Origin of the sequence: Streptomyces sp. NBC_01294 (genome assembly GCF_035917235.1) — a bacterium.
Classification (GTDB): domain Bacteria; phylum Actinomycetota; class Actinomycetes; order Streptomycetales; family Streptomycetaceae; genus Streptomyces; species Streptomyces caledonius.
Window position 1 is genome coordinate 2,482,789 of sequence record NZ_CP108423.1, and the last position, 20,510, is coordinate 2,503,298.

18 protein-coding genes and 1 riboswitch are annotated in these 20,510 nt (G+C 71.1%); of the genes, 6 read left to right on the forward strand and 12 right to left on the reverse strand.

The genetic code is table 11. From position 1 onward, the window contains the following. The first annotated feature begins 34 nt into the window (after window positions 1–34). Window positions 35–958: an NADP-dependent oxidoreductase gene (locus OG534_RS10915; RefSeq protein ID WP_326587886.1), complete on the forward strand. Its 924-nt coding sequence runs from the start codon at window positions 35–37 to the stop codon at window positions 956–958. Window positions 959–969: 11 nt separating this feature from the next. On the opposite strand, the gene mnmA is transcribed toward OG534_RS10915, so the two are convergent. Continuing rightward, a complete protein-coding gene (gene mnmA, locus OG534_RS10920) occupies window positions 970–2,103 on the reverse strand; it encodes a tRNA 2-thiouridine(34) synthase MnmA (protein ID WP_326587887.1) in 1,134 nt (377 codons plus the stop codon). 60 nt (window positions 2,104–2,163) lie between these two features. On the opposite strand from mnmA, the gene OG534_RS10925 reads away from it, so the two are divergent. Further along, entirely contained in the window at window positions 2,164–2,856 is a 693-nt protein-coding gene (locus tag OG534_RS10925) for an N-acetylmuramoyl-L-alanine amidase (RefSeq protein ID WP_326587888.1), read from the forward strand. Window positions 2,857–2,913: 57 nt separating this feature from the next. Here OG534_RS10925 and OG534_RS10930 read toward each other — a convergent pair whose 3' ends face one another. The 11 genes from OG534_RS10930 to OG534_RS10980 form a co-directional block, all read right to left on the reverse strand. Then, window positions 2,914–4,077 (reverse strand): cysteine desulfurase family protein, encoded by a 1,164-nt coding sequence (locus tag OG534_RS10930; protein ID WP_326587889.1) that lies wholly within the window; start codon window positions 4,075–4,077, stop codon window positions 2,914–2,916. A gap of 183 nt (window positions 4,078–4,260) precedes the next feature. Continuing rightward, the gene (locus OG534_RS10935; RefSeq protein ID WP_326587890.1) at window positions 4,261–5,115 is read right to left on the reverse strand and encodes a thioesterase family protein; all 855 of its coding nucleotides are present in this window, start codon (window positions 5,113–5,115) and stop codon (window positions 4,261–4,263) included. 47 nt (window positions 5,116–5,162) lie between these two features. Next, window positions 5,163–5,816, reverse strand: a complete 654-nt coding sequence (locus OG534_RS10940) for a trimeric intracellular cation channel family protein (protein WP_326587891.1) — start codon at window positions 5,814–5,816, stop codon at window positions 5,163–5,165. A 218-nt stretch (window positions 5,817–6,034) separates the two neighbouring features. Further along, the gene (locus OG534_RS10945) at window positions 6,035–7,129 is read right to left on the reverse strand and encodes an ABC transporter ATP-binding protein (protein ID WP_326587892.1); all 1,095 of its coding nucleotides are present in this window, start codon (window positions 7,127–7,129) and stop codon (window positions 6,035–6,037) included. A gap of 14 nt (window positions 7,130–7,143) precedes the next feature. Then, entirely contained in the window at window positions 7,144–8,148 is a 1,005-nt protein-coding gene (locus OG534_RS10950) for an ABC transporter ATP-binding protein (protein WP_398561946.1), read from the reverse strand. Between the two features lie 134 nt (window positions 8,149–8,282). Next, window positions 8,283–9,290 carry an ABC transporter permease gene (locus OG534_RS10955; RefSeq protein ID WP_326587894.1) on the reverse strand — a complete coding sequence of 336 codons (1,008 nt, stop codon included), beginning with the start codon at window positions 9,288–9,290 and terminating at the stop codon, window positions 8,283–8,285. 149 nt (window positions 9,291–9,439) lie between these two features. Beyond that, window positions 9,440–11,188, reverse strand: a complete 1,749-nt coding sequence (locus OG534_RS10960) for an ABC transporter substrate-binding protein (protein WP_326587895.1) — start codon at window positions 11,186–11,188, stop codon at window positions 9,440–9,442. Window positions 11,189–11,266: 78 nt separating this feature from the next. After that, window positions 11,267–12,268 (reverse strand): ABC transporter permease, encoded by a 1,002-nt coding sequence (locus OG534_RS10965; RefSeq protein ID WP_326587896.1) that lies wholly within the window; start codon window positions 12,266–12,268, stop codon window positions 11,267–11,269. Between the two features lie 522 nt (window positions 12,269–12,790). Next, window positions 12,791–13,531: an enhanced serine sensitivity protein SseB C-terminal domain-containing protein gene (locus tag OG534_RS10970; RefSeq protein WP_326587897.1), complete on the reverse strand. Its 741-nt coding sequence runs from the start codon at window positions 13,529–13,531 to the stop codon at window positions 12,791–12,793. A gap of 61 nt (window positions 13,532–13,592) precedes the next feature. After that, a complete protein-coding gene (locus OG534_RS10975) occupies window positions 13,593–14,327 on the reverse strand; it encodes an enhanced serine sensitivity protein SseB (protein WP_326587898.1) in 735 nt (244 codons plus the stop codon). Between the two features lie 320 nt (window positions 14,328–14,647). Further along, the gene (locus OG534_RS10980; protein ID WP_442807058.1) at window positions 14,648–15,304 is read right to left on the reverse strand and encodes an AAA family ATPase; all 657 of its coding nucleotides are present in this window, start codon (window positions 15,302–15,304) and stop codon (window positions 14,648–14,650) included. Between the two features lie 206 nt (window positions 15,305–15,510). Continuing rightward, window positions 15,511–15,614, forward strand: a riboswitch (glycine riboswitch). Window positions 15,615–15,785: 171 nt separating this feature from the next. Between OG534_RS10980 and gcvT the strand changes: the two genes are divergently transcribed. The 4 genes from gcvT to OG534_RS11000 all read left to right on the forward strand — a co-directional run bounded on the left by gcvT (window position 15,786) and on the right by OG534_RS11000 (window position 20,432). Continuing rightward, a complete protein-coding gene (gene gcvT, locus OG534_RS10985; RefSeq protein ID WP_326587899.1) occupies window positions 15,786–16,901 on the forward strand; it encodes a glycine cleavage system aminomethyltransferase GcvT in 1,116 nt (371 codons plus the stop codon). Window positions 16,902–17,002: 101 nt separating this feature from the next. Next, entirely contained in the window at window positions 17,003–17,383 is a 381-nt protein-coding gene (gene gcvH, locus OG534_RS10990) for a glycine cleavage system protein GcvH (protein WP_326587900.1), read from the forward strand. A gap of 15 nt (window positions 17,384–17,398) precedes the next feature. After that, on the forward strand, window positions 17,399–18,655 hold the full coding sequence (gene glyA / locus OG534_RS10995; protein WP_326587901.1) for a serine hydroxymethyltransferase: 1,257 nt from the start codon (window positions 17,399–17,401) through the stop codon (window positions 18,653–18,655). A gap of 394 nt (window positions 18,656–19,049) precedes the next feature. Beyond that, window positions 19,050–20,432, forward strand: coding sequence for an L-serine ammonia-lyase (locus OG534_RS11000; protein ID WP_326587902.1), 1,383 nt, complete (start codon window positions 19,050–19,052; stop codon window positions 20,430–20,432). Window positions 20,433–20,510 lie beyond the last annotated feature (78 nt).

Below are 20,510 nucleotides of genomic sequence, written 5' to 3' on the forward strand. Positions count from 1 at the left end.
CACGGCAACACCGGACACACCCGAGGAGAAACACATGCGCGCCATCGTCGTCAGCCAGTGGGGCGGACCCGAGGTACTGACCGAGTCCGAGCTGGACCGGCCGGAGCCGGCCATCGGCGAGATCCTGGTACGGGTCCACGCGGCCGGGGTGAACCCCGTCGACTGGAAGACCCGGGCCAGCGGCGCCCTGATCCCCTGGGGGCCGGTGCCGCAGGTCGGCTGGGACGTGTCCGGCACGGTCGAGGCCGTCGGACCGGGCGTGACCTTCCACCGGGTGGGCGACGAGGTCTACGGGATGCCCCGCTTCCCGCAGCAGGCCGGCGCCTACGCGGAGTACGTGACCGCTCCCGCCCGGCACTTCGCCCGCAAGCCCGCCTCGCTGGACCACGTGGAGGCCGCCGCGCTGCCGCTGGCGGCGCTGACCGCCTGGCAGGCGCTGGTGGACACCGCCGGAGTCTCGGCCGGCCAGCGCGTACTGGTGCACGCCGCGGCCGGCGGCGTCGGCCACCTGGCCGTGCAGATCGCCAAGGCCCGCGGCGCGTACGTGATCGGCACCGCGAGCGCGGCCAAGCACGACCTGCTCCGCGACCTCGGCGCCGACGAGCTGATCGACTACCGCACCACGGACTTCGAGGACGTCGTCTCGGACGTGGACATCGTGATCGACGCCATCGGCGGGGATTACGGGCAGCGCTCGCTGAAGGTGCTGAAGCCGGGCGGCCACCTGGTGACCCTGCCCGGCCCCGACGGCATCCCGGCCGACGCGCAGGGCGTGCAGGCCGCCTGGGTCATCGTGGAGCCGGACCTGAAGGGCCTGGAGGAGATCGCGGCCCTGGTCGAGCAGGGCCTGCTGAAGCCGCTGATCGACACGGTCCTGCCGCTGGAGCAGGCCGCGAAGGCCCACGAGCTCGGCGAGCAGGGCCGTACCACCGGCAAGATCGTCCTGACGGTGGTCTGACCGGACGCCCGTCAGACGGAGGCGGCCGCGGTCCGCGCCGTCGTCGCGATGGTGGCGGAGCCGACCACGCGGGTGCCGTCGTAGAGCACGATCGCCTGGCCGGGGGCCACGCCGCGGACGGGCTCGGAGAAGGAGACGCGCAGCTCGCCGTCCACGAGCTCGGCGAAGACCTCGGTCTCGCCGCCGTGGGCGCGCAGCTGGGCGGTGTACGTGCCCGGGGCGGCGGCCGTGGAGCCGCACCAGCGGGGGCGGATCGCGGTGAGGGCGGTGACGTCGAGGGCCTCGACGGGACCGACGGTGACCGTGTTGTTCACCGGGGAGATGTCGAGGACGTAGCGCGGCTTGCCGTCGGCGGCCGGGTGGCCGATGCGCAGGCCCTTGCGCTGGCCGATGGTGAAGCCGAAGGCGCCCTCGTGGGTGCCGATCTTCTCGCCGGCCTCGTCGACGATGTCGCCCTCGGCCTTGCCCAGGCGGTTCGCGAGGAAGCCCTGGGTGTCGCCGTCGGCGATGAAGCAGATGTCATGGCTGTCGGGCTTCTTCGCGACGGCGAGGCCCCGCCGCTCGGCCTCGGCGCGGATCTCTTCCTTGGTGGTGAGGGTGTCACCGAGCGGGAAGAGGGCGTGGGCCAGCTGCTTCTCGTCCAGGACCCCGAGGACGTAGGACTGGTCCTTGGCCATGTCGGAGGCGCGGTGCAGCTCGCGGGCGCCGTCCTCCTTGAGCACGACGGTGGCGTAGTGGCCGGTGCAGACGGCGTCGAAGCCCAGCGCGAGGGCCTTGTCGAGCAGCGCCGCGAACTTGATCTTCTCGTTGCAGCGCAGGCAGGGGTTCGGGGTGCGGCCGGCCTCGTACTCGGAGATGAAGTCCTCGACCACGTCCTCGCGGAAGCGCTCGGCCAGGTCCCAGACGTAGAACGGGATGCCGATGACGTCGGCGGCGCGGCGCGCGTCGCGGGAGTCCTCGATGGTGCAGCAGCCGCGGGCGCCGGTCCGGAAGGACTGCGGGTTCGCGGAGAGCGCCAGGTGGACGCCGGTCACGTCGTGCCCGGCTTCGACCGCGCGGGCGGCGGCGACGGCGGAGTCCACGCCGCCGGACATGGCGGCCAGGACACGAAGGGGGCGGGCGGTGCGCGGCAGGTTCTCAGTCATAGCACCGTCCAGAGTACGGGGGAACCGAGCGGGGTCACAGCGCGTTGTCGGGTACAGGGGGTGGATCACATCGTCAAGCAGGGAAACAGCGAGAAGAAGCCGGCGACCCGGACCCGCAGGGCCGTGCTGTTCGGCGGGCTCGGGGTGCTCGCGGTGGCGGCGGTCGCCGGCCGGGACGAGATGGCCCGGGGCTGGTGGCTGCTGCCCGGGGTGGCCAAGCCGCGCAAGGAGGGCGAGCTCGACCACCTGGGCGCGAGCTGGACCGCGGCCTCCCCGGCGAACTGGCGGCTGGCGGACCGCCCCGACGACTACCGGGTGGACCGGATCGTCGTCCATGTCACCCAGGGTGGTTTCCAGTCCTCGGTGGACGCCTTCAAGAACCCGTGGCACAAGGCCTCGGCGCACTACATCGTGCGCGGGGACGGCCATGTGGAGCAGATGGTGCGCGAGCTCGACGTGGCCTTCCACGCGGGCAACCGCTCGATGAACGAGCGCAGTGTGGGCATCGAGCACGTGGGCTTCGTGGACCGCCCGCAGGACTTCACGGACGCGATGTACGCGGCCTCGGCCCGGCTGGCGGCCGACGTCTGCCGCCGGTACGGCATACGGGCGGACCGCACGCACATAGTCGGGCACTCCGAGGTGCCGGGCGCGGACCACACGGATCCGGGCCGCCACTGGGACTGGGACCGGTACATACGCCTGGTCCGCGCGGAGCTCGACGGACCGGGACCCGGCGCGGACCAGGCCTGACCGGCAAGCCCCGGTCCGGGATCCGCCGGCCGAGGCCGGCCCCGGCCGAGGTCCGCGCTAGCTGAGGCCCGCCGTGCGGGCGCGTTCCACCGCCGGGCCGATGGCCGCGGCCAGGGCGGCGACGTCCTCCTTGGTTGAGGTGTGGCCGAGGGAGAAGCGCAGGGTGCCGCGGGCCAGCTGCGGGTCGGTGCCGGTGGCCAGCAGGACGTGGCTCGGCTGGGCCACGCCGGCGGTGCACGCGGAGCCGGTGGAGCACTCGATGCCCTGGGCGTCGAGCAGGAGCAGCAGGGAGTCGCCCTCGCAGCCGGGGAAGCTGAAGTGGGCATTGGCCGGGAGCCGCTCGTCGGGGTCTCCCCCGAGGACGGCGTCGGGCACGGCCGCGAGGACGGCGGCGACCAGCTCGTCGCGCAGCGCGCCGATCTCGGTGGCGAAGCGCTCCCGCCGTTCGGCGGCGAGGACGGCGGCCACCGCGAAGGCGGCGATCGCCGGCACGTCGAGGGTGCCGGAGCGGACGTGTCGCTCCTGGCCGCCGCCGTGCAGGACGGGTACGGGGCTCTGGTCGCGGCCGAGCAGCAGCGCGCCGATGCCGTAGGGCCCGCCGACCTTGTGGCCGCTGACGGTCATGGCGGCGAGGCCGCTGTCGGCGAAGTGGACGTCGAGCTGCCCGAAGGCCTGCACGGCGTCGGAGTGCAGCGGGATCCCGGACTCGCGGGCGACGGCGGACAGTTCGCGGACCGGCATGACGGTGCCGATCTCGTTGTTGGCCCACATGACGGTGGCCAGGGCCACGTCGTCGGGGTTGCGCGCGACGGCCTCCCGGAAGGCGTCGGCGTGCACGCGCCCGTAGCGGTCCACGGGCAGGTACTCGACCTGCGCGCCCTCGTGTTCCGCGAGCCAGTGGACGGCGTCGAGCACGGCGTGGTGCTCGACGGGGCTGGCGATGACCCGGGTCCGGGCCGGGTCGGCGTCGCGCCGGGCCCAGTACAGGCCCTTGACGGCGAGGTTGTCGGCCTCCGTGCCACCGGCGGTGAAGACCACCTCGCTGGGGCGGGCGCCGACCGCCTCGGCGAAGGCCTCGCGGGCCTCCTCGACGGTTCGGCGGGCCCGGCGGCCGGCGGCGTGGAGGGAAGACGCGTTCCCCGTGGCGGCGAACTGCGCGGACATCGCCGCGACAGCCTCCGGCAGCATCGGAGTGGTGGCGGCGTGGTCGAGGTAGGCCATGATCCCCCGATTCTACGAGCCCGCCGGTGCCGGTCCGCCCGGCGGGACCCCGGGCCGGGCGCGCGGCTGGGCCTGGACCCGCCGCGCGCTCTCGCGGGTCGCCGTCCCGGGCCCCGCCCCGCCGTTCCCGGGGCTCTGCCCCGGACCCCGCGCCTCAAACTCCGGCGGGGCTGAATCCGCCCCTCAGGAACGGAGCGCGCGGGCCAGTTGGCGGGACTGGGCCACCAGGTGGTCCGTCGAGTCCCAGACCTCGGCGTCCTCCTCCAGGAAGCCGCCGGCCAGGTTGCGGGTGGTGATGGAGACCCGCAGCGGGCCGGGGGCCGGGCGGCGGCGGACGTGGGTGGTGAGTTCCACCGTCGGGGTCCAGGCCACCAGGCCGAGGTCGAACGCGGTCGGCGGCAGCGCGTCCACCGCGAGGAGGATCGAGAGCGGGTCGGCGTCCCGGCCGTCGGCCAGCTCGAACCAGGCCCGCATCTCACCCTTGCCCGAGGGGGCGCCGAGGGCCCATCCCGCGGTCGCCGGGTCCAGCCGGAGCCGCAGCCGGTCCACGATCGCGGAGCTGCCGGGGATCGGGGCCGGGCCGGCCTCCGGGCCGATGCAGTCCTCGTAGGCGGGCATGACGGGCGGCTTGGCGACCGTGCGCACGTCGTCCGGCAGGGCCGCGAGGTCGCCGTAGGAGGCGAGGACGCGGATGCGCTCGACCTCGTTGCCGCTCTCGTCGTACTGGAACAGCGAGGCCTGACCGGTGGAGAGGGTGCGGCCGACGCGGACGACCTGCGTGCGGATCACGGCGGGGCCGGGCACCGAGGAGGTCAGGTAGTGCGCGGAGACGGTGAAGGGGTCCGGGTGCGGGAGGGTCGCGGACAGGGCCCGGCCGACCAGGGCCAGCAGGTATCCGCCGTTGACGGCGGCGATGATCGTCCAGCCGGCGGAGAGTTCCGCGTCGTACACCCCGGGCTCGCCCGCGCGTGCGGTGATGGTGGTGTCGCGGTCGAACTCACTGTCGCCGATGGATGCCTTGGCAGCTGCGTGTGACATGAAAACGACGGTACACCGGCTTGCTACTAAGCGGTAGCTTTCTTCTGTTACGGCTCTTCGGCCACCGCCGAGCGTCGATTCCAGGCCAGCGGCGCCCGCCAGTGGTAGCGCATGGCGAGGATCCGCAGAACGAACGTGGTGACGATCGCCAGGCCGGTGGTGACGGCGTTGAGGGCGTCGAAGCCGATGAAGAGGGCGACCATCGAGGCGCCGACCATGGCGGGGACGGCGTACATCTCGCGGTCGCGCAGCAGCGAGGGCACCTCGTTGACGAGCACGTCGCGCAGGACACCGCCGCCGACGGCGGTGGCGACGCCCAGCGCCGCGGACGCGGTGAGGCCGAGGCCGAACTCGTACGCCTTGGTCGTGCCCGTCACGCAGAACAGCGCGAGGCCGGCGGCGTCGAAGACGTTGATGGCGCGGTTGATCCGCTGGACCTCGGGGTGCAGGAAGTAGACGATCGCGGAGGCGACCAGCGGGGTGACGAAGAAGCTGAGCTCGGCGAATGCGGTCGGGACGGCGCCGATGACGAGGTCACGGAAGAGGCCGCCGCCGAGGGCCGTGACCAGGGCGAGGACCGCGATGCCGAAGACGTCGAAGTTCTTGCGGACGGCGAGCAGGGCGCCTGCTGTGGCGAAGACGAAGATGCCGGCGAGGTCCAGGGCATGCTGGATCCCGGGCGGGAAGAGATCGTGGAGCACTGGCTCATTGTCGCCCCTCGGATCCCGCCGGCGTGGTGGGGGGCGGGCCGGGCGCGGTGCGGCTGATTTGGTGCCGCGCGGCTCAAGGATCGGGGCTCCGCCCCGGACCCCGCGCCTCAAACGCCGGCGAGGCTGGATGAGGTCGGCGAGGCTGGCTTCGGGTGGAGGTCCGGCAGGGTCGGGGCGGCTGGTGCGCGGGTCCGGCCCTGCCGGGGCGTCTACTCCGTGGGTTTGGCCACTGCCTCTGCCGCGCCCGGCAGGGGCTGGTGGCCCGGAGCCTGGTCGGGGGCGTTCTCCGGGTGGTGGCAGGCCACCTGGTGGCCCGTCTTCAGGGCCAGCAGCGGCGGCTCCTGCGTCGTGCAGATCTGCGTGGCCTTCCAGCACCGGGTGTGGAAGCGGCAGCCGCTCGGCGGGGAGATCGGCGACGGCACGTCACCCTTGAGCAGGATGCGGCCGCTCTTCGCGCCGCGCCGCCTCGGGTCGGGCACCGGCACGGCCGACATCAGGGCCGTGGTGTACGGGTGCATCGGAGCCCCGTACAGCGACTTGTTGTCGGCCAGCTCGACGATCTTGCCGAGGTACATCACCGCGATGCGGTCGGAGACGTGCCGGATGACCGACAGGTCGTGCGCGATGATCACGTAGGTGAGGCCGAGCTCCTGCTGGAGGTCGTCCAGCAGGTTGACCACCTGCGCCTGGATCGACACGTCCAGCGCCGAAACGGGCTCGTCCGCGACCACCAGCTTGGGATTGAGCGCCAGGGCCCGCGCGATGCCGATGCGCTGGCGCTGGCCGCCCGAGAACTCGTGCGGGTAGCGGTTGTAGTGCTCCGGGTTGAGGCCCACGAGCGACAGCAGCCGCTGGACCTCCGCCTTGAGCCCGCCCTCGGGGGTGACCTTCTGGAGCTTGAACGGCGCGCTGACGATGGTGCCCACCGTGTGGCGCGGGTTCAGCGAGCCGTACGGGTCCTGGAAGATCATCTGCACGTCGCGGCGCAGCGGGCGCATGCCCCCCACCCCCAGGTGCGTGATGTCCTTCCCCTCGAACTCGATCGATCCGCCGGTCGGTTCGAGCAGCCGCGTGATCAGCCGGCCCATGGTCGACTTCCCGCAGCCGGACTCGCCGACGATGCCGAGGGTCTCCCCGCGCCGGACGTCGAAGTCGAGGCCGTCGACGGCCTTGACCGCGCCCACCTGCCGCCGGATCAGCCCCTTGGTGATCGGGAAGTGCTTCTGCAGCCCGGTGACCTTGAGCAGGACCTCGGGAGAGTCCGTGGCCTGCGCGGGGATGACCGCCTTTTCCGTCTTCTTCATGTCAGGCGTCTCGGTCACAGCTTCGGCGCAATCTCTTCGGTCCAGATCCGGGTCCGCTCGTCCTGCGACATGTGGCAGGCGGACCAGTGGCGGCTGTCGTCCTGGGTGAGCTCGGGCCGGACCGTACGGGTCACGTTGCCCTTGGGCACGTCGGCGTACGGGCAGCGCGGGTTGAAGGCACAGCCGTCGGGGATGTTGATGAGGCTGGGCGGCGAGCCCTTGACCGGGATGAGGCGCTCGGTCTGCTCGCGGTCGATGCGCGGCATCGAGCCCAGCAGGCCCCAGGTGTAGGGGTGGCGGGGCTCGTAGAAGACCTTCTCCGCGGTGCCCCGCTCGACGCACCGGCCGCCGTACATCACGAGGATCTCGTCGGCCATCTCCGCGACCACGCCGAGGTCGTGCGTGATCATGATGACCGCGGAGCCGAACTCCTTCTGCAGATCGCGGATCAGGTCCAGGATCTGCGCCTGCACGGTGACGTCCAGGGCCGTGGTCGGCTCGTCCGCGATCAGCAGGTCGGGGTTGTTGACCAGCGACATCGCGATCATCGCGCGCTGGCGCATGCCGCCGGAGAACTGGTGCGGGTAGTCGTCGACGCGCTTGGCCGGCTCGGGGATGCCCACCCGGTCGAGCATCTCGACGGCCCGCTTGCGCGCCGTCTTCTTGTCGACGGCGTTGTGGACGCGGTACGCCTCCACGATCTGGGAGCCGATCGTGTAGTACGGGTGCAGCGCGCTCAGCGGATCCTGGAAGATCATCGCCATGTCGCGGCCCCGCAGCTTGCGCACCTCCTCGGGCTCTGCGGACAGCAGTTCCCTGCCGCCGAGCCAGATCTCGCCCGACATCTCGACGTTGGAGCGACCGGCGTTGCCCACCCGGTGCAGTCCCATGACGGCCAGCGAGGTGACCGACTTGCCGGAGCCGGACTCGCCCACGATGCCGAGGGTCTGTCCCTTCTCCAGCTGGAAGGAGAGTCCGTCCACCGACTTGACGACGCCGTCGTCGGTGGGGAAGTGCACCTTGAGGTCGCGGACGTCGAGGAAGGCCTCGGAGGGACGGCCGCCGACCGGGTCCGACGCGAGGGCCGTGCCGGTGGCGGTGTCCGTGGTACGGGCGCCCGCGCCGGCGCCGTTCCCCTTCTGAGTCGGGTCGGTCACGACAGCCTCACCCTCGGGTCGATGATGGCGTAGACGAGGTCGACCACCAGGTTGCAGAACACGATGAAGAAGGCGGCGAACAGGGTCACGCCGAGGATCTTCGGAAGGTCGTTGACCGCGATCGCCTGGTAGGCGTACTCGCCGACACCGTGGTACGAGAAGACCGTCTCGGTGACGATGGCGCCGCCGAGGAGCAGCCCGAAGTCCATGCCGAAGATGGTCACGATCGGGGTCAGCGCGGAGCGCAGCCCGTGGCGGGTGACGACCACCCGTTCGCGCAGGCCCTTGGCGCGCGCGGTGCGGATGTAGTCCTCGCTCATGGTCTCCAGCATTCCGGCCCGGGTGAGCCGGGCGTAGAGCGCGGAGTAGAGGAAGGCGAGCGTGCACCAGGGCAGGACCAGCCCCTGGACCCAGGCGGCCGGGTCGTCGGAGAAGTCCACGTAGACGTTGGTGAACACGGGCCAGTTGAAGACGAAGACGGCCAGGGCGAGCGTGCCGGTGAAGAACATCGGCAGCGAGACGCCGGCGAGGGCCACGCCCATCGCGAGCCGGTCGAAGAGCGAGCCGGGCCGCAGGGCCGAGATCACGCCCGTGGTGACACCGGTGACCAGCCAGATGACGGCCGCTCCCAGGGTGAGGGAGGCGGTGACGGGCAGCCGGGTGACGATGTCGGGCCAGACCTCGACGTGGTCCTTGAAGGAGTAGCCGAGGCAGGGGGCGTGGCACTGCGAGGGGCTGGGGCCGAAGTTGAACTCGCGGCCCGCGACGATGCCCCTCAGGAACTCCCAGTACTGCGCGTACAGGGGCTGGTCGAAGCCGAGGTTCTTCTTGACCGCGGCGATGGACTCGGGCGAGGGGTTCTTGCCCACGTACTGGGTGGCCAACGAGTCGACCGTGCCGCCGGCCAGCCGGGGCAGCAGGAAGAAGATCGCGAAGGTGATCGCGCTGACGATGAGCAGCAGGAACACCGCGGCGAACAGCCGCCGGACGATGTACACAAACACGAGGGTCGGCTTCGGCGTCCGCCGGTCCGCCCGCTCCCCGGTCGGGGGAGCGGGACGGACCGGCGCGCACTGCTGCCTTCACCTGCCTTCCACGGTTCTGGCAGATCTGGCTGAGAGGGTCAAACTGCCTGCGGACGTAAGGCCCGGGGTTACTTCAGGCCGATGTTGAGGTAGTCGTACTGACCGCTCCACGCCGGGTTGGAGACCACGTTGCTGAGCTTGGGCGAGCGGTAGTGCAGCACCTTGAAGTAGGTAAGGGGCACGATGACCGCGCGGTCCATGACCTTCTTGTCGATGTCGCCGTAGACCTTCTCGCGGGCGGCGGCGTCGGTGGTGGCGATGTTGTCGTTCAGCATCTTGTTGATCTCGGGGTCGTTCAGCTGCGACAGGTTGGTGTTACCGGTCTTGCCGATCGCGTCACCGTGGACGACCTGCTGCAGGAAGCCGAAGCCGCTCGGCCAGTCGGCGCCCCACTGCATCATCATGAGGCCGATCTTGTTGTCCTCGGTGAACTTCGGGACGCCCGCGTAGTCGCTGAAGTACTTGCCGGCCGGGAACTGCTGGATCTTGACCGTGATCCCGATCTTCTTCAGGGACGCCTGGATGGCCGTGGCCATGTCGACCTCGCCGGCGCGGTCGTTGCGCGCGGTGATGGTGGTCTCGAAGCCGTTCGGCTGGCCGCAGGCGGTCAGCGCGGCCTTGGCCTTGGTCTCGTCGCCCTTGTTGCCGGCCGTCTCGTAGGTGTTGAAGTCCACGTGACCCGGGATGTCGGTCGGCAGGACCGTGTTGGCGATGGCGCCGCGGGTCGGGCCGCCGAAGGCGGTCTGCACCGACACCTTGTCGATCGCGTACTGGACCGCCTGGCGGCACTCCAGCTTGTCGAAGGGCGCCACCTTCTGGTTGATCGCCATGTAGACCAGGCGACCGCCCTCGGCGTTGTCGGTGTTGGGGTCCTTCGAGGTCAGCAGCTCGGTCTGGGTCTGCTGGGCCACACCGTTGCCGACGATGTCGATGTGGGTGTTGCCGGCCTTCAGGTTGGAGTCGATCGTCTCCTGGTTGACCTTCAGCTTGACGACGATCTTCTCCGGGAGCTGCTTGCGCAGCGGGTCCGTGGAGGCGTCCCAGTGCGGGTTGCGGACCAGGACGGCTTCCTTGTCCTGCTCGTACTTCTCGAACATGTACGAGCCGGAGGAGACGATGTTCTTGACGTAGTCCGCGCCGTTGTCCTTGGCCTTCGGCACCGGGGCCGACTGCGGGTTGGCCAGCAGGTAGTCGAACTCGGCGAAGGGCTGCTTCAGCTTGAAGACGATCGTCTGGTCGTCGGGGGTCTCGATGGACTTCAGCCCGGTGTCGGACTTGTCCTTGTACGGGCCCTCGTACGGGGTCTCGTTGTTCTTGAGGTACGTGGCGAAGTAGCTCGGGCCGTTGGAGTGCACGTCGCGGGCGAAGTTGCTGCGCTCGATCGCGTACTTGACGTCCTTGGAGGTGATCTCCGTGCCGTCGCTGTACTTCACGCCCTTGCGGAGCTTGTACGTCCAGGTGGTGGCGCCGTCGCTCGGCGTGCCGAGGCCCTCGGCGAGGTCCGGGACGACCTTGTTGCCCTCGGCGCCCGCGGCGGGCGGGAAGGTGGTCAGCGAACGGGCGTACAGACGGCTGAAGTTGAAGACGAAGCCGTAGTACGTGTTGCCGGGGTCGAAGGAGTCGGGGGTGTCGGACGCCTCGTAGACGACCGTCCCGCCCTTCTTGTCGGAGGCGTTGACCACGGCCTTGACTGCGGCGTTGGTGCCGGCCGACTTGTCGTCACCGCCGGTCTTGTCACCACCATTGCAGGCGGAGGCGGTGAGGACGACGGTGATGGCGGCGGCGAGCGCCGCGGCTGTTCTCGACCTGCTTCTCATGGCGGAGTGATGCCCCCTGATTCGGAGTGATGGTGGGTACTGGCGGTGCCTCGGCCGGGTGCCCAAGGAACGGGAGGATCAGCGCGAGCTCTTGGGGTCCAGGGCGTCGCGCAGGCCGTCGCCGAGGAGGTTGAAAGCGAGCACGGTGAGGAAGATCGCCATGCCCGGGACGACCATGAACATCGGGTCGACCTTGTAGTAGTCCACGGCGGAGCTGAGCATTCCGCCCCATGAGGCCTGCGGTGGCTGGATACCCACGCCGAGGAAGCTCAGGGAGGCCTCGAAGAGGATGTTGGTCGGGATGAGCAGCGTGGCGTACACGAGGATCGGGGCCACCAGGTTGGGCAGCAGCTCCCGGAAGACGATGAAGGGGCCGCGGGCGCCGAGGCTGCGGGCCGCGTCGACGAACTCCCGCTCGCGCAGCGAGAGGGTCTGGCCGCGCACGATGCGTCCGATGTAGGGCCAGCTGAAGAAGCCGATCACGAAGATCAGCACGCTGATGTGCAGCGGCAGCCCGTCGAGGCCGAAGGCCCCGCCCTGGAGGGCGGCGGAGATGGAGATCGCGAAGAGCAGCAGCGGGAAGGCCAGGAAGGTGTCCATCATGCGGCTGATCACCGTGTCGGCCCAGCCGCCGTAGTACCCGGCGATGACGCCCAGCACGGAGCCGATGAACACCGAGACGACGGTCGAGCCGAAGGCGACCAGCAGGGAGACCCAGGAGCCTTCCAGGATGCGGGTGGCGATGTCGCGGCCGAACTTCGGCTCCACGCCGAGGGGATGCTCCCAGCTGATGCCGCCGAAGGAGCCGATGGGGGTGGCCAGGGAGGGGTCGATGAGGTCCTGGTTCAGCGCGTCCGGGTCCAGGCCGAACATCCACTGGATCGGCTGCGAGAGCATCGCGAGGACCACCAGCAGCAGCACGACCGTGCCGCCGGCCATCGCCACCTTGTCCCGCTTGAGTCTGATCCACGCGATCTGACCGAGCGAACGCCCCTCGATCCGCTTCTGCGTCGCCCCGACGGATATCCCGTCGGTCTGCGGGAGCACCGGCTCACTGGGCGCTGTGGGTGAAGCCGTCATCGTGGTGGGGACCCCTCTCGGCCGACGGTGGCCGGCCCTGGCCGCCGCCGTAGCGGCTTGGTTCACATCGGTGGCACTGTTGGCGTGGGTGCCGGCGGCTGCGTCGGCGTGGGTGGAACGGCGAGCCTGAAGTCAGCCTGACGGGCTGTTCCTTATGCAGGGCCCGGATGGCCCGGCCTTCGGTTGGGGGGAGTCTTTATCGCGTTCTCGATCACCCGCCAGACCTGCCGGGGAATGGATGCGCAACCGTAATCTGCGGCCGAACCTCCCGGTATCCGGACTCGTCGCCCGGCTCAGCGGAACAACGGGGCCTGATGCACACGGACCGGACATCGCGGCCAACCGCCCCGGGACACCGGGATTTTGGCCGGTTTTCAGCGCATACGACGCAGGCCGCACCGGAGGATCTCCGGTGCGGCCTCGGGACGGGCGTCTCGCGATGCGGACAGGGGTGGAACGGCCGGGAGCGTGATGGAGAGGGATGGACAGGGGCACGGGCGGGGTGAGACGCCGCCCGCGTCCTCAGTACGTCGGGGCCTGGCCCTCGCGGTCGTAGAAGGGGCGGGTCTGCGCCCGCAGCCACATCGCCACCGGGTCGTGCTCGTCCGCCAGCGCGACCGTGCACACCGGCACGCCCTCGGGGACCACCCCGACCGACTGGCGCATCATCTCCCGTACGGATTCCAGCGCGGGCGCGGAGGCGTCGTACAGGTCGATCCCCACCGCGAGGTACGGGGATCCGAGCGCCGGCTGCACCCACGCACGGCGCAGCGACCGGACGGCGGGGGTGCGGTGCGCGTGCTGGGTCAGCAGTCCGTAGAACTGCGGCAGCTCGATGGCGGGCTCGGAGAGCCGCAGCGGGCCGGCCGGCATCCGGTCCAGGCCGGTGGCGATCCGGCGCAGGTCGGCCCAGGGGACGCCGAGGCCGCCGCCCTGGGCGTGCGGGTTGAGCCACAGGCCCCAGCGGTCCGGGTACAGGGCGCGGGCGATGTCCCGCCCGGTGACCACCTCGTAGCCCCGGTTCCAGCCGCTGGCGGCCAGCTCCTGCGGGGAGGTGACGCAGGGCGCGTATCCGAGGCCCTCGACCTCCATGCCGCCGTACTGTGCGTCCGGGGAGCCCGGTTGTCCCTGCCAGAGCAGCATCCACAGCCGGCCCTCTGAGAGGGCATGCAGGAGCGACTCGTAGCTCTCGTAGCGCCCGGGAGTCACCTGGCGCATCATGTGCTCGACCTGCCCGGCCGCGGCCGTGCCTGACGCACTCACCCGGTACCCCTCTTCGTCTCTTCTTCCGCCCGTCGTCAACGCGTGAACAGCTTAAGCGGCGCTACGGGAGGTAGAAGGGGCGTACGCGCTCACGAATCCAGTCCGTGACCGGGTCCTGGGCGGCGTCCAGGAGGATCAACTGCACGGGCCACGGCGGCGGAACACGCGTCAGGGCCCGCCCGAGGGCGTCCATCGGGGCGCCCTGCATCTCGGGTTCCCATCCCAGCAGGCGGACACCGATGAAGAGCTCCGGCGCCCCGCCCTCGATGCTGGCGAGGCAGCGGTGCGCGGCGGCGACCACGCCGGTGGCGCGGAACTCCTCGGCGGCGGCGGCCAGGAAGTCCACCGGGTCTTCCTGCCAGTCGGGCTCGTAGAGCCGGACGCGGCCGCCGGTGGAGGTGCCGTCGAGCGGGGTCCGGCCGGTGCGGCAGAGCTCCGCCACGGCGGGCGGGGGGAGCGGGACGCCGACGGCGCCCTCGGGATTGAGCGCGATGCCGAGCTGCGGGGGCAGGCCGCGGGCGAACTGGACGGCGGGAGCCACCGCGAAGTCCATGCCGGGGCCGACGCAGGCGAGGAACTGGTCCTCGGAGCTGTAGACGGGGACGTACGCCGCCCCGCCGATGTCCATCGTGGGCAGGTCGAGGCCGGGCGACGCGGGGCCGCCACCGCCGGGCAGGGGCACCCACACCTGGCTGCGCCCGAGCACCTCCAGGATCCGGGCCCCGGCGTCCGGCTGCCCGAGCGCCGCCCCCAGCACCTGCTCCAGCTCGTTCTCCGGCCAGCCGCTGCCCTGCATCTGCCCTGCCTCTGTGTGATCCCGCGCGTGTCGCCCCGCAGGTTACCGGCCCCGCCGCGCCGCCGCTGCCGGGGCTCCACCCGGAACCCGCGCCTCAATCGCCGGCGGGGCTGGATGTGACCCGCCGGGCGCGCCGCCACTGCCGGGGCTCCGCCCCGGACCCGCGCCTCAATCGCCGGCGGGGCTGGAGTGGGCCGGCCCATGCCTGGAAGGGCGCGCGGGCAATTTCAGCCCCTCCGGCGTTTGAGGAGCGGGGGTCCGGGGGCAGCGCCCCCGGCAACGGCGCCGCACCCGGCGGGCCCCGGTCAGGCCGGTGGCAGTCAGTCGTGGAAGCCGATGCGGGTCACGGCGGCAGCCGAGCGGCGGTCCAGGAGGGTCGCCGAGGCGCAGCCCGCGGGCGGACGCCCCGCCTCGGCGTTGCGCAGCAGACGGCCCACGGCGTGCCGGTGGCGGGCGAAGGCGTACGCCGACACCCGGCGCCCCCGCGCGGCCTGGCCGGACAGGGCCTCCTCGGGACTGCTGTCCAGGAGCAGCAGGTGCAGCGCGCGGCCCCGCCTCCGCGCGGCCACCGCGAGCATGCTTCGCACCCAGGTCTGGGTGCCGCAGTCGTGCACGACCACGGAGGCCCCGGAGCGCAGCAGCCGCCACAGCCCCCAGTAGTGCGCGGCGCGCACCAGCGGCCGGTACACCGCGTACGGCAGCGCCCCCGGCATCCGGCGCTCCCAGCACTCGCGGGTGTCCTGGGAGTCGACGGCCCCGCCCTCGGGCGCCGCGCGCTTGATCAGCGTGCTCTTGCCGCCGCCGGGCAGGCCGGACACCACGACGATGTCGCCCTCCGCGAAGCCGAGCCCCTGCGGGCCGCACACCGCCGGTCCGCGCAGGTCGCGTACGGGGCCGAGGCCCGCGTCAGCCGCACCCTTGCGCCGGCGCGCGCCGCGCTGGGCCGGCACCGCGTCCACGGTTCCCGTCGTCGTCACCACTCCGAATCTCCGCACAGTGTTCGCCTCCCCCGAATCGGGTCCGAAGGACCCTTGCCCACTGAGTGTAAAGAGACGGTAATCCGGCAGGCCCGGTTCCGGTCCGACCCTTCGGAGGGCCGTACGAACTTTCGGACCCCCACGCCCGATCACGGACATGGCGTGCAATGATGTGCGCCATCTGGACCAACTGCATACCGGCCGCTTGAATCCGCGCGGGAGAGTCCCGGCACGCCGCAAGGCCGTGCGCGGGCGCCGAAGGAGCAAGAACCTCCCTTGAATCTCTCAGGCCCCGTACCGCGTGGATGAGGCAGATCTGAAAAGCGAGCTGCGCGACAGCTCCACCCAAGGTGCAAACCGGGGATACCGGCGATCGGACGATCGGCGGAACTCTCGGCGAACCTCTCAGGTTCCGATGACAGATGGGGAGGAACGTCCTCGTCATGTCATGTCGATGCCCTGGGACCCGGGAGCCACACCCATGAGCACTGCCCCCCGTCTGACCGCCCTCGATGCGCTGCACCGCTCGCTCGGTGCGACCATGACCGACTTCGCGGGCTGGGACATGCCGCTGCGGTACGCGAGCGAGCGCGACGAGCACAACGCCGTACGCACCAGGGCCGGTCTCTTCGACCTGTCCCACATGGGCGAGATCACCCTGACCGGCCCCGAGGCCGTCAAGGCCCTGGACTACGCGCTGGTCGGCAACATCTCCACCGTCGGAGTCGGCCGCGCCCGCTACACCCACATCTGTCAGGAGGACGGCGGGATCGTCGACGACCTGATCGTCTACCGCCTCGGCGAGACCGAGTACATGGTCGTCGCCAACGCCTCCAACGCCCAGGTCGTCCTCGACGCCCTGACCGAGCGTGCCGCCGGCTTCGACACCGAGGTCCGCGACGACCGCGACGCGTACGCGCTGCTCGCGGTGCAGGGCCCGGAGTCCCCCGGCATCCTGGCGTCCCTCACCGACGCCGACCTGGACGGCCTCAAGTACTACGCCGGCCTGCCGGGCACCGTCGCGGGCGTGCCCGCGCTGATCGCGCGTACGGGCTACACCGGCGAGGACGGCTTCGAGCTGTTCGTCGCCCCCGAACACGCCGTGGAGCTGTGGCAGGCGCTGACCAAGGCGGGCGAGGGCGTCGGCCTGGTCCCGGCCGGCCTGTCCTGCCGCGACACCCTGCGCCTGGAAGCGGGCATGCCGCTGTACGGGCACGAGCTGACCACCTCCCTGACCCCCTTCGACGCGGGGCTGGGCCGGGTCGTGAAGTTCGAGAAGGAGGGGGACTTCGTCGGCCGCGCCGCACTGGAGTCCGCCGCCGAGCGCGCCGCCACGAACCCGCCGCGCAAGCTGGTCGGTCTGATCGCCGAGGGCCGCCGCGTCCCGCGCGCCGGCTTCCCGGTCGTCGCCGACGGCAAGGTGATCGGCGAGGTCACCTCGGGCGCCCCCTCCCCGACGCTGGGCAAGCCGCTGGCGATGGCGTACGTGGACGCGGCGCACGCCGCGCCCGGCACCTCCGGCGTCGGCGTCGACATTCGCGGTACGCATGAGCCGTACGAGGTCGTGGCGCTGCCGTTCTACAAGCGGCAGAAGTAGTTCCACTCACCGCGTCAGCCGTACGGGTACCCGTACGGCGCCGTCTCAGTACCCAAGACCACAGTTCGTATCCACTCCCCCGCATCCAGGAGAATCAGGTCATGAGCAACCCCGAGAAGCTGCGTTACACCAAGGAGCACGAGTGGCTGTCGGACGCCGTGGACGGCGTCGCGACGGTCGGCATCACGGAGTTCGCGGCCAACGCGCTCGGTGACGTCGTCTACGCCCAGCTCCCCGAGGCCGGCGAGACCGTGACCGAGGGCGAGACCTGTGGCGAGCTGGAGTCGACGAAGTCGGTCAGCGACCTGTACTCCCCCGTCTCCGGCGAGATCGTCGAGGCCAACCAGGACGTCGTGGAGGACCCGGCGCTCGTGAACACCGCCCCGTTCGAGGGTGGCTGGCTCTTCAAGGTGCGTCTCTCGGAGGAGCCGAAGGACACGCTCTCCTTCGAGGAGTACACCAAGCTCACCGCCGGTAACTGACCCCAGGGGACCCTGATGTCTGTACTGAACACCCCTCTCCACGAGCTCGACCCGGACGTCGCCGCCGCCGTCGACGCCGAACTCGTGCGCCAGCAGTCCACCCTGGAAATGATCGCGTCGGAGAACTTCGCTCCGATCGCCGTCATGGAGGCCCAGGGTTCGGTCCTGACCAACAAGTACGCCGAGGGCTACCCGGGCCGCCGTTACTACGGTGGCTGCGAGCACGTCGACGTGGTCGAGCAGATCGCGATCGACCGCATCAAGGCGCTGTTCGGCGCCGAGGCCGCGAACGTCCAGCCGCACTCGGGTGCGCAGGCGAACGCCGCCGCGATGTTCGCGCTGCTCAAGCCGGGCGACACGATCATGGGCCTGAGCCTGGCCCACGGTGGTCACCTGACCCACGGCATGAAGATCAACTTCTCCGGCAAGCTCTACAACGTGGTCCCGTACCACGTCGACGAGACCGGACAGGTGGACATGGCCGAGGTCGAGCGCCTCGCCAAGGAGTCCAAGCCGCAGCTGATCGTCGCCGGCTGGTCCGCCTACCCGCGCCAGCTGGACTTCGCCGCCTTCCGCCGGATCGCGGACGAGGTCGGCGCGTACCTGATGGTCGACATGGCGCACTTCGCCGGCCTGGTCGCCGCGGGTCTGCACCCGAACCCGGTGCCGCACGCCCACGTCGTCACCACCACCACGCACAAGACCCTCGGCGGTCCGCGCGGCGGTGTCATCCTGTCGACGCAGGAGCTGGCCAAGAAGATCAACTCCGCGGTCTTCCCGGGTCAGCAGGGCGGCCCGCTGGAGCACGTGATCGCGGCCAAGGCCGTCTCCTTCAAGATCGCGGCCTCGGAGGACTTCAAGGAGCGCCAGGTGCGCACCCTGGAGGGCGCGAAGATCATCGCCGAGCGCCTGGTGCAGCCGGACGTCACCGAGGTCGGCGTGTCCGTCCTGTCGGGCGGCACCGACGTGCACCTGGTCCTGGTCGACCTGCGCAACTCCGAGCTGGACGGCCAGCAGGCCGAGGACCGCCTGCACGAGGTCGGCATCACGGTCAACCGCAACGCCATCCCGAACGACCCGCGGCCGCCGATGGTCACCTCGGGTCTGCGGATCGGTACGCCGGCCCTGGCCACGCGCGGTTTCGGCGCCGAGGAATTCACCGAGGTCGCCGAGATCATCGCGGCCGCGCTGAAGCCCGCGTACGACAGCGAGGGCCTGAAGGCGCGCGTCTCTGCGCTCGCCGCGAAGTTCCCGCTGTACCCGTCGCTCTAGGCAACGGCTTGGAAGGGCCCGGCCGTGTCATCCACAGGGCCGGGCCCTTCTCCTTCTCCGCACCACGCACCACGCACCACGCACCACGCACCACGCACCAGGAACACCCGGCCCTGTGGATGGACCCGGGTCCTCCGCCTCATCCGTTCCGCTGCTGGTCACCGTCGCCCACAGCGGGACGACCCCGGCCGCGGCCGTCCCGGCCGACCGTCCCGGCCGCCGCCCTGATCACGGCGCCGGCACCCCCCGGACCCGGCCGCGTCATCCTTCCCACTTCGTGCGGCAGACAGAACGTTCACCTCACCGCGTTAAGCTCGTCTGTCGGACAAAACCCGATCAATCCACCTCTCCTGCCCCCCTCCCACCCCACGAGCAGACAAGGGAGTCCGCCACCGTGGCCATCTCCGTGTTCGATCTCTTCTCCATCGGCATCGGCCCGTCCTCCTCCCACACGGTCGGCCCGATGCGCGCGGCCCGCATGTTCGTGACGCGGCTCAAGAAGGACGGCGTGCTGGCCCAGACCGCCTCCGTCCGGGCCGAGCTCTTCGGCTCCCTCGGCGCGACCGGCCACGGGCACGGCACCCCCAAGGCGGTGCTGCTGGGCCTGGAAGGCCACTCCCCCCGCACGGTCAACGTGGAGACGGCGGACGACGAGGTGGAGCGCATCCGCAAGAGCGGCCGCCTGCGGCTGCTGGGCGCGGAGATAGGCGATGTCCACGAGATCGCCTTCGACGAGCCGAACCAGCTGATCCTCCACCGCCGGCGCTCCCTGCCCTACCACGCGAACGGCATGACGCTCTTCGCGTACGACGCCGCGGGCACCCCGCTGCTGGAGAAGACCTACTACTCGGTCGGCGGCGGTTTCGTCGTGGACGAGGACGCGGTCGGCGAGGACCGGATCAAGCTCGACGACACGGTGCTGAAGTACCCCTTCCGCTCCGGCGACGAGATGCTGCGCCTCGCGAACGAGACCGGCCTGTCGATCTCCTCGCTGATGCTGGAGAACGAGAAGGCCTGGCGCACCGAGGACGAGATCCGCGAGGGCCTCCTGGAGATCTGGCGCGTCATGCAGACCTGCGTCGCGCGCGGCATGTCCCGCGAGGGCATCCTCCCGGGCGGCCTGCGGGTCAAGCGCCGGGCCGCCTCCACGGCGCGCCAGCTGCGCACCGAGGGCGACCCGCTGCTGCACCGCAGCGAGTGGGCGACGATCTACGCGATGGCGGTCAACGAGGAGAACGCGGCGGGCGGCCGCGTCGTGACGGCCCCGACCAACGGCGCCGCGGGCGTCCTCCCTGCGGTGCTCCACTACTACATGAACTTCGTGCCGGGCGCGGACGAGGACGGCGTGGTCCGCTTCCTCCTCGCGGCAGGCGCGATCGGCATGCTGTTCAAGGAGAACGCCTCGATCTCCGGCGCCGAGGTCGGCTGCCAGGGCGAGGTGGGCTCCGCCTGCTCGATGGCGGCCGGCGCACTCGCCGAGGTCCTCGGCGGCACCCCGGAGCAGGTCGAGAACGCGGCCGAGATCGGCATGGAGCACAACCTCGGCCTGACCTGCGACCCGGTCGGCGGCCTGGTGCAGATCCCCTGCATCGAGCGCAACGGCATGGCCGCGGTCAAGGCCGTCACCGCCGCCAGGATGGCGATGCGCGGCGACGGCAGCCACAAGGTCTCCCTCGACAAGGTCATCAAGACCATGAAGGAGACCGGCGCCGACATGAAGGTCAAGTACAAGGAGACCGCCCGCGGCGGCCTCGCGGTCAACGTCATCGAGTGCTGACGCGGCCGGCGTGACACGGAGGGGCCCGGCACATCCGCCGGGCCCCTCCGCCGTTCCCGCGCCGGGCCCCTCGGGCGT

Excerpts from the sequence above, each read along its gene's own strand:
- OG534_RS10930 (WP_326587889.1), bottom strand. The coding sequence starts at position 4,077 with ATGGCCTACCTCGACCACGCCGCCACCACTCCGATGCTGCCGGAGGCT.
- glyA (WP_326587901.1), top strand. The coding sequence starts at position 17,399 with ATGTCTGTACTGAACACCCCTCTCCACGAGCTCGACCCGGACGTCGCC.
- gcvT (WP_326587899.1), top strand. The coding sequence starts at position 15,786 with ATGAGCACTGCCCCCCGTCTGACCGCCCTCGATGCGCTGCACCGCTCG.
- mnmA (WP_326587887.1), bottom strand. The coding sequence starts at position 2,103 with ATGACTGAGAACCTGCCGCGCACCGCCCGCCCCCTTCGTGTCCTGGCC.
- OG534_RS10960 (WP_326587895.1), bottom strand. The coding sequence starts at position 11,188 with ATGAGAAGCAGGTCGAGAACAGCCGCGGCGCTCGCCGCCGCCATCACC.
- OG534_RS10935 (WP_326587890.1), bottom strand. The coding sequence starts at position 5,115 with ATGTCACACGCAGCTGCCAAGGCATCCATCGGCGACAGTGAGTTCGAC.
- OG534_RS10975 (WP_326587898.1), bottom strand. The coding sequence starts at position 14,327 with ATGCAGGGCAGCGGCTGGCCGGAGAACGAGCTGGAGCAGGTGCTGGGG.
- OG534_RS10915 (WP_326587886.1), top strand. The coding sequence starts at position 35 with ATGCGCGCCATCGTCGTCAGCCAGTGGGGCGGACCCGAGGTACTGACC.
- OG534_RS10945 (WP_326587892.1), bottom strand. The coding sequence starts at position 7,129 with ATGAAGAAGACGGAAAAGGCGGTCATCCCCGCGCAGGCCACGGACTCT.
- gcvH (WP_326587900.1), top strand. The coding sequence starts at position 17,003 with ATGAGCAACCCCGAGAAGCTGCGTTACACCAAGGAGCACGAGTGGCTG.
- OG534_RS10965 (WP_326587896.1), bottom strand. The coding sequence starts at position 12,268 with ATGACGGCTTCACCCACAGCGCCCAGTGAGCCGGTGCTCCCGCAGACC.